Source organism: Enterococcus sp. E4-150, assembly GCF_035726465.1.
Classification (GTDB): Bacteria; Bacillota; Bacilli; order Lactobacillales; family Enterococcaceae; genus Enterococcus_B; species Enterococcus_B faecium.
On the sequence record NZ_JAPRGK010000018.1, the window covers coordinates 20,853 to 28,071 of the forward strand.

Sequence of the window (7,219 nt, forward strand, 5' to 3'; positions counted from 1 at the left end):
TTGACATCCATTAAATATGGAAAGTCAACTATCGTTTTTTCTCTCGAGTAATATTACTTTTCTAACTTGAATAAATCGTCTAATGCATTTGAGAATGTTGTTATTTCAAAATCTGGAAATTTCTTTTTAAATTTATCAGAATTAAACTTGTTGTCATAATGATATCTAGGTAATAACTCTTTTAGCTCTTGCATATTTTTATTGAATATAGAGCCAAGATCAAACATCCATTGTTTGATCACTTTATATTTTACCGGTTTGTGCAATTTTTCTTCCATCAACTTTATCATCTCTTCATATGTTCGACTTACATCACAAGGTAGATGCCAGGTTTGGTTATAAGTGTCAGGCTGATTTGCTAAAAGCGCCATGGCTTTACTAGCATCAGGTGTCCATATTAAGGTCCTTAATGTTTGATCAGAAATTGGCAACAAAGCAGTCTTATCATTTTTCACTCGGTTAAACAATAAACTGTTTGTAATACTTTGCGTCTTATTAGGTCCATAAAATTCAGGAGCGCGACAAATCATCACATCGATGTCAGGATTCTCCATTTCAGTCACTAGCCGGTCTGCCATTTTAGCTCGAACAGTGGATTTGATACCATCATAAATAAATTTGCTATCCTCAAATTGTTCCGTGTCATTTTTTTCGTACATATAAGTGTTATCGAAAAAAACTAATTTCGCCTTTGTTTCTTTACAAGCCTGTATGACATTTTCTAACATGATTTCAAATTTTGTTTTCCACTGTTCGGAGTCCATCGGTAATCCTGCAGCAAAATAAACAATCTCACTTCCTGCTACAGCACGAATAGTTGCCTCACGATCTAAAATATCCGCTGAGATTAGTTCGTCTGTATCGTTGATTGATTTCGGATTTCGACTAACTAAGCGCAACTGTTTCCCGTACGTTTGATTGAGTTCTTTTGCTAATTCGTATCCAATTTGGCCATTACTGCCAATAACTGTTTGCATTTAGATAATCTCCTTGATGAATGTTCGTGCTAGTTCTCTTGTTGAATACGGGTTTTGTCCAGTAATCAGATGACCATCCTTTACCACATGACTCTTAAAGAAACGCTTCTTGATAAAATATCCTTTTCTCCTTACAGTCATCTCTTCATTATCAAAAGGAACTACTTTGCTTTTCATCGCCAATAATTCCTCCGTTTTAGTAAAACCAGTCAATTTTTTATTTGCTATTAAATAGTCATTATTAGCAAGTCTGATATTCAATAAACCTGCTATACCGTGGCACACAGATAATACATATCCATTTGATTCATAAATATCACTAGCTATTTTTTGTAATGCACTATTCTCGGGAAAATCCCACATGACACCATGTCCTCCGGTAAAGTAAATAGCAATATAATCTTCACTCTTTACGTTTGCAGGAGACAACGTATTCCTCAAACCTTTTTCAATAAATGTTTCATTAGAATAAATGTCCATAACATCAGGATCTAGATTTTTCATACTTCTAGGGTCAATCGGTACATAACCACCTAACGGACTGACAAAATCAGCTTCAAATTGATATTTATAGATTTCTGCTAAAAATTCTACTGTTTCTCCTAGCCAAAGCCCAGTAGCTTTATTTGTTCCTTTGTATTGATTGACATTTGTTTCAACTATCAGAATTTTCTTCACTGTTTTTTAGCTCCTCTATTTCATCTATTACGTCAGACAAAAAATCTCTTAGTTTATATATATTTTTATTTTCGTGTTTTAAATAGTAAAAATTTTTAGTTCCCTCTTCTCTGACCTCTAATAAATCGGCGTCTTTTAAAATTTTCAAGTGGTGCGATACTGCTGGTCTTGATAAACCTGTATCGTCAGTTAGTTCTCCTACTTGCAAACCATGACAGCTTTTTTCATTTAATAATCTAATCAAAATCAATTGTCTTTTTCTGTCACCTAAAGCTGTTAAAAAATCACTTAATGATTCTAGTTCTGTTTTTAAGCGATCGTGTCCATTCATTGTGATCTACCTCTTTCGTTTATTAGTTTAAACCATTAAACCATTTTTAATAAAATATGTAAATTCCTTTGCTCAAAAAAGTAGCTTCTTTACGATTCGACAATTTCAGATAAAGCAGGTAAAAACTGGCTGTCAGAAAATAGCCAAACTGAAGCAAAAAATAATGTTAAAATTAATTAATGAACGAAAAAAATCCCTCACCTAATATTACGGTGAGGAATTTTTTCTACCGACATAAACAAAAAAACCACCTCATATGAGGCGGTTAACGTTCAACATTATTTTACGATATTTACTGCTTGAGGACCACGTTGTCCTTCTTCAATATCATAAGTAACTGCTTGGCCTTCATCTAAAGACTTAAAGCCTTCTCCTTGGATTGCTGAAAAATGAGCGAATACGTCATTTCCATCTTCACCAGTGATGAAACCAAAACCTTTATCTGAGTTAAACCATTTTACTGTACCGTTATTCATATATATTTCCTCCTGATACGTATATAATACGTGTTTTATTGCAATTAATATTACTTGGTAAAAGGAGTTTTTATAGTGTGAATATATCGCTCAGATTACGTTTCAAATTAGATTACTTATTTACTATAACACGGATGTAATGCTAACACAAGGATAATCACTCGATATACGGCTTAAATATAAATAAAAAGATGTGAAATTTCAGAAAATCACAATAATTGATTAACCAACGAGAAAGCCCTTCAATGAATGATCTCTCTATCAATTAATCGAGTAATATCTAGTTTCTTTTTGTTCTTCGTTAACTACTTCCGTTTTTAAACAAAATGTTTGCAGTGTGGTTATATTAGCAATACAATTTTTCGCAACTTTATATGTTTCTTCTTCAGAAACTCCATATTCTTTTTTTAATTTTGCTTTCGCTGCAGTTAGTTCGTGTTTTCTTAATTTTGTTAATTTGAGGTATCTGTGATTCATTCGAAACTATTCTTCTTATTATTTGGTTATTAGTTGGCTATTAGTTGATAAAATGCTATTATCCTAATTGATATAAGACTATATGGGAGATGATACTGTGGTCACATTTAGTATGCTTTTATTTTGGATTCCAGTCTGTATTGGTGTCATCTCTTTCTTTTACTTCACTAAACGTTCTAGAAAAGCGATTATATTAGTGCTTTCTTTTTTACCATCTGCGTTTTTTATAATAAAAATAATAAAACATACATTTTATCAATCGCTTGCAGCATTAAATTTTTACGTAGTAGGGTTGTTTTTATCTCTTATTCTTTTTATCGTTGTTTTGCGATATCTTTATAAGAATTATTAATTTTTCTGCTTTTATAACTATAAATTTTCTCACTTGTTGTTTTTGTCTTTATACTAGTACTATCAATTGACATCCAACTGTTTCTCCTTAATTCTTGTTTCTGTCGACTTATTATTAAGGTATTGACTATAAAATAAATAAGAGATACTCTTATCTAAAAGTGATAGGAGGAAGAAAAATGACGCTTATCAACAAACTTAATGCTAATATATTTTTATACACCGGAATGATTCTTGTTATACTTAATGCTATTTTTTTAGATTTCAATTTTTTCATAAATATTTTAGGTCTTGCTCTTGTCTCATTTTCTAGTAATATCACAAAAATAATTGGAAATTTTCTAAAAGACGATCACTAGTTGATTGTCTTTTTTTCTGAATGTCTATGTAACTAAAAAATAAGAAAAGAATCTGTTTATCTTTTCCCCTAACGGTAGTCGCTAGACTTTAAGTGCCTTATTTTCTCTTTTTTTACTCATTTAAATAAAATTCTGATTTATCTTGTTGTGGATCAATTCATAATACACCTTGTTAGAAACTGCTGTGCTGATCTTATCTTTATTATTTTACAAATCTTACACGATCACACTGCAAAAACGACATTTATTGTAGTCTGTGTTTGATTTGTTTTATCAAATTTTTCATTTGAATAATTAGCTGCCTCTTCATTCTTCTCCTGCATAATGACCTCAATCTTCTCTTCAGCAAAAAAATGGCTAGAAACAGAAGTATCATGTATAATTAAATTAAAATTAAAATAATTAGAGAAGGTGAAGTTATGGATGAATTTCAAATGATAAAAAGCACTCTTGCATCTATAAAAGAATATGTATCAATGAGAAGTAGCTTTTCTAATGGAAGTGATAGAAACAACGTTATAAGGAATTTTAATATTCAGTTTATAGGAAAAGAACGTAAAAAAGTTATTTCTATAGAGATTGCTAATTATTTAAAATTAGAAAATAGGATATTTAACAAATATATTGAAGAAGTTGCCAATGAACTCCACATCAAATTAGAAGGACTCCATAAGGTAAATTCTGTTACTTCGGAAGCTGATGCGTATTATATTTATCTTTGACAATAAGCAATTGATATATTTTAAGTAAACATAACTTTGATGTTTATAAATTGATAGACAGCAACGGAAATAGTAAAAACAAGGATGTGAATTTCAACTCTTCCTAATTGTTCTTACTATTTTTCAACCGTTGCTGTCTATCGCATTTCATCATTCTTTCAATCCGAATTAATTAGGGTACTTTATCGGCATATCTAGTATTTAACCATCAATACCATGACTACTATCGTAAAATCCGTCTTTTATTTTTATTCCGTTCCCTCCCATTGACGATCATTATCTAATATAGAAATCCAAACTTACGAATAGCCTCACTCGCATTAACAATACGTCGATTTGCCGTTTTATATACTTCTTCTTCAGAAACTTTGTTGTGACTTCTCCCCTTAGTCTCATTTCTTTCTCATAATAAATAAATAGTGATAAAATAAATATATTGGGAAAGAGAAAAAATAAAGGGGATATAACTTTGTTATTTATTATAAAATCTTATTCTGGGTTACTTGTGCATATAAAATTATTGTTCTAAGTTGTTTGAAAATATGGCGTAAAAAAGATTGTTTATTGATCGTCTCATTCCTCCCATTTATCTATTTCATGCTCAAGATTTGGGATGATTCAGATTCTGATCCCCTTTTTTTATCCAATTATTTAGTTGGGTTAGTGTTTTCGATAGTATTTTTTATTTGTATATTAATTTATCTGAATACAAAAAATTAACTTTTCCAGCTCTTGTAGCTGGCTTCTTTTGTTTCTAGCCTAATTATTTTTCTAAAAAGTTATTTGAATAAATACTCTTTTTGAGAGATCTTAGCCAAACCATTTTTTAAATAGCTAGGGATTCTGCGCTAACTTAAACGGCATAACTCAGTTTATACATGGATTCTTTTGATTAATCCAAAGTTGTTTCCAACTCATCCACTGATTCCAAGGTATCCAAGGCATTATTAGATGTACACCTATTCTCATGTGACAAATAAGATAAAAACTGAAACGATAGATATCATGGAGAATTTAAGAAAAAATTCTTGAATTTTACCAAAAAAAGCCACCGGTAACAATCCGGTGGCAAACCCAAAAGAAATCCAGGCTCGAGTTGGTCATTCTAGATTAGTTACTACTATGGATGCTTACGCACATGTAACCAAAAAAATGAAAAATGAAGCTGTTGATATTTTCGCCCAACGTCTGAAAAGATCTTTGATTTAAAGTGCAAAAAATTCGCCCAAGTAAAAACTTGGGCGAACATAGGGCGAATATTTTTGAATTTCACAAATTTTGAAAGCTAAGAAACTCCTAAATTCCTTGCTACTTCTTACTTTCTTCCTCATCCATTTTCAGAACGGCCATGAAGGCTTCTTATAGTCTTATATTCTAAAAGTATTACATACATTTTCAATAAGTTTTAAATTGCTTCATATAGAAGTCTTTGCAATTGCTTCATGTTCTATTGTTTTTTCACACTACTTCGTATCATCTCAAATTTTTATGTGATTTTATATATCCTCGGTGGGATAAATGTGGGAGATATTATCTTTATCTTACTTTTAACAGTTACTCTGCTGATTGCTAATAAAGTTCTTAATCGCAAAAAAACATACTTATCGCTTAGGAATCGTCAAAACATATTCAGGAAAATCTATTTTAGGGTTTACAAAAAGAACGTTTGTTCGTATACTTTTTTTGAGGTGAACTTTATATGTTAATGGAAGGAAAAACACAATTATGGTTTAAATTTGATCCTTCGAATAGATTTATCAAAGATTTTTATAAAGTATGGGATTCAGAAGTTTTCTTTTTAGCAATCGAAGATAGCTTATTAATCAATCTCTACTATTCTAATAAGAACTATTTCAAAATCCCTGCTGCAAAAACTAGAATGAAGAAAGACGTATACTTTTTGTTTGATGTCGTGACTGACGTGCCAGACGCACGAAGCGATCATCGGCGTTATGACTATATAAAGTATACTTTCGTTGATCCAGAAAGATGCAAAGATTAAAAAATATTTCAAAGTTCTGCGTATATATATTATGAAGTCTGATATTTCGATCTTTATTGATAAATAGTAGAAGAAAGGCTTTGTATTTATTCCAACAAAGCCTTTCTTCTACTATTTATTATTAGTTATGAAAGTTGTTTTTCAATCTTTAAAATGTTGCTAGTTTCTTCAGTAAAGATTTTCTGTAATTCATTAATTGTTATATTGTTATTATTAACAATAGATTTAATCACTTCAACTCCGATTTTCTTACTAAAATCTCCTTCTAATTCCTCAATAAATTTCTTCTCTTTCGTAAGATATATTTCCCTTAAATTAGGAATAAGGATACCATAAAGGTAAACTAGCAAAAAAGTAGCTTTATCTATATTTTCAAATAAAGTTAGGTTTTCTGACTGGTTTAAATAAATTACTGTGTTAGATTCGTCATCGATTCCAAAGACAATATCTATTTCATTCTCTTTTCTAATTCTAGCTGTCACATTTTTCAAAGTCTCTCCATTACTTATAAACGCTTTAGTTATTATAAGTTCAGAAGTTTGTTGCGAGACTCCTTTAAATATATTTTGTTCATCAGTAATATTACCTATGAAACCACCGATATTCTTCAAATAAAAGTGATTTTCTAAAATGCCATTTTCTTCATCATAGTTATAAAACAACCAATTAAAAAAATCAGTTTTTAAATTATAATCTTCATTATTTGCATAAAAATTTTCGGGAGCGTCAATAATTTTGTGTAAATAAATTGTCCTCCTGCAAAATAATTAGTTACTCAGTAAACATTGAAACTAATGTATCGGTTACCTGTTGAAAACCTTTATGGCTTCTGTTTAGAAATTTTTG

10 protein-coding genes are annotated in these 7,219 nt (G+C 30.3%); 4 read left to right on the forward strand and 6 right to left on the reverse strand.

Features of this window, described 5'->3' with window-relative positions; translation table 11 throughout:
• Positions 1 to 53: 53 nt before the first annotated feature.
• The 5 genes from OZ002_RS11850 to OZ002_RS11870 all read right to left on the reverse strand — a co-directional run bounded on the left by OZ002_RS11850 (position 54) and on the right by OZ002_RS11870 (position 2,939).
• Entirely contained in the window at positions 54 to 977 is a 924-nt protein-coding gene (locus tag OZ002_RS11850) for an NAD-dependent epimerase/dehydratase family protein (protein WP_002331713.1), read from the reverse strand.
• Positions 978 to 1,655, reverse strand: coding sequence for a type 1 glutamine amidotransferase domain-containing protein (locus tag OZ002_RS11855; RefSeq protein ID WP_325083398.1), 678 nt, complete (start codon positions 1,653 to 1,655; stop codon positions 978 to 980).
• The gene (locus tag OZ002_RS11860) at positions 1,633 to 1,986 is read right to left on the reverse strand and encodes an ArsR/SmtB family transcription factor (RefSeq protein WP_002331711.1); all 354 of its coding nucleotides are present in this window, start codon (positions 1,984 to 1,986) and stop codon (positions 1,633 to 1,635) included. The genes OZ002_RS11855 and OZ002_RS11860 overlap by 23 nt, the downstream gene beginning before the upstream one ends.
• 278 nt (positions 1,987 to 2,264) lie before the next feature.
• On the reverse strand, positions 2,265 to 2,462 hold the full coding sequence (locus tag OZ002_RS11865) for a cold-shock protein (RefSeq protein WP_002293041.1): 198 nt from the start codon (positions 2,460 to 2,462) through the stop codon (positions 2,265 to 2,267).
• 261 nt (positions 2,463 to 2,723) lie between these two features.
• The gene (locus OZ002_RS11870) at positions 2,724 to 2,939 is read right to left on the reverse strand and encodes a hypothetical protein (protein ID WP_002331709.1); all 216 of its coding nucleotides are present in this window, start codon (positions 2,937 to 2,939) and stop codon (positions 2,724 to 2,726) included.
• Positions 2,940 to 3,036: 97 nt separating this feature from the next.
• Here OZ002_RS11870 and OZ002_RS11875 point away from each other — a divergent pair, with 97 nt between their 5' ends.
• From OZ002_RS11875 to OZ002_RS11895, 4 genes are all read left to right on the forward strand, one after another.
• Entirely contained in the window at positions 3,037 to 3,291 is a 255-nt protein-coding gene (locus OZ002_RS11875) for a hypothetical protein (protein ID WP_123840010.1), read from the forward strand.
• Positions 3,292 to 3,469: 178 nt separating this feature from the next.
• Complete coding sequence (locus OZ002_RS11880; protein ID WP_002324899.1) at positions 3,470 to 3,649, forward strand: hypothetical protein; 180 nt, start codon at positions 3,470 to 3,472, stop codon at positions 3,647 to 3,649.
• A gap of 419 nt (positions 3,650 to 4,068) precedes the next feature.
• The gene (locus OZ002_RS11885) at positions 4,069 to 4,371 is read left to right on the forward strand and encodes a hypothetical protein (protein ID WP_123840012.1); all 303 of its coding nucleotides are present in this window, start codon (positions 4,069 to 4,071) and stop codon (positions 4,369 to 4,371) included.
• A 1,699-nt stretch (positions 4,372 to 6,070) separates the two neighbouring features.
• Entirely contained in the window at positions 6,071 to 6,373 is a 303-nt protein-coding gene (locus tag OZ002_RS11895; RefSeq protein ID WP_325083400.1) for a DUF5960 family protein, read from the forward strand.
• A gap of 125 nt (positions 6,374 to 6,498) precedes the next feature.
• Here the strand turns inward: OZ002_RS11895 and OZ002_RS11900 are convergent, their stop codons facing one another.
• Positions 6,499 to 6,984, reverse strand: a complete 486-nt coding sequence (locus OZ002_RS11900; RefSeq protein ID WP_325083401.1) for a hypothetical protein — start codon at positions 6,982 to 6,984, stop codon at positions 6,499 to 6,501.
• Positions 6,985 to 7,219 lie beyond the last annotated feature (235 nt).

What these genes read in the sequence shown, in the direction of transcription:
- OZ002_RS11850 (WP_002331713.1), bottom strand. Translation starts at nt 977, where the DNA reads ATGCAAACAGTTATTGGCAGTAATGGCCAAATTGGATACGAATTAGCA.
- OZ002_RS11860 (WP_002331711.1), bottom strand. Translation starts at nt 1,986, where the DNA reads ATGAATGGACACGATCGCTTAAAAACAGAACTAGAATCATTAAGTGAT.
- OZ002_RS11865 (WP_002293041.1), bottom strand. Translation starts at nt 2,462, where the DNA reads ATGAATAACGGTACAGTAAAATGGTTTAACTCAGATAAAGGTTTTGGT.
- OZ002_RS11870 (WP_002331709.1), bottom strand. Translation starts at nt 2,939, where the DNA reads ATGAATCACAGATACCTCAAATTAACAAAATTAAGAAAACACGAACTA.
- OZ002_RS11880 (WP_002324899.1), top strand. Translation starts at nt 3,470, where the DNA reads ATGACGCTTATCAACAAACTTAATGCTAATATATTTTTATACACCGGA.
- OZ002_RS11885 (WP_123840012.1), top strand. Translation starts at nt 4,069, where the DNA reads ATGGATGAATTTCAAATGATAAAAAGCACTCTTGCATCTATAAAAGAA.
- OZ002_RS11895 (WP_325083400.1), top strand. Translation starts at nt 6,071, where the DNA reads ATGTTAATGGAAGGAAAAACACAATTATGGTTTAAATTTGATCCTTCG.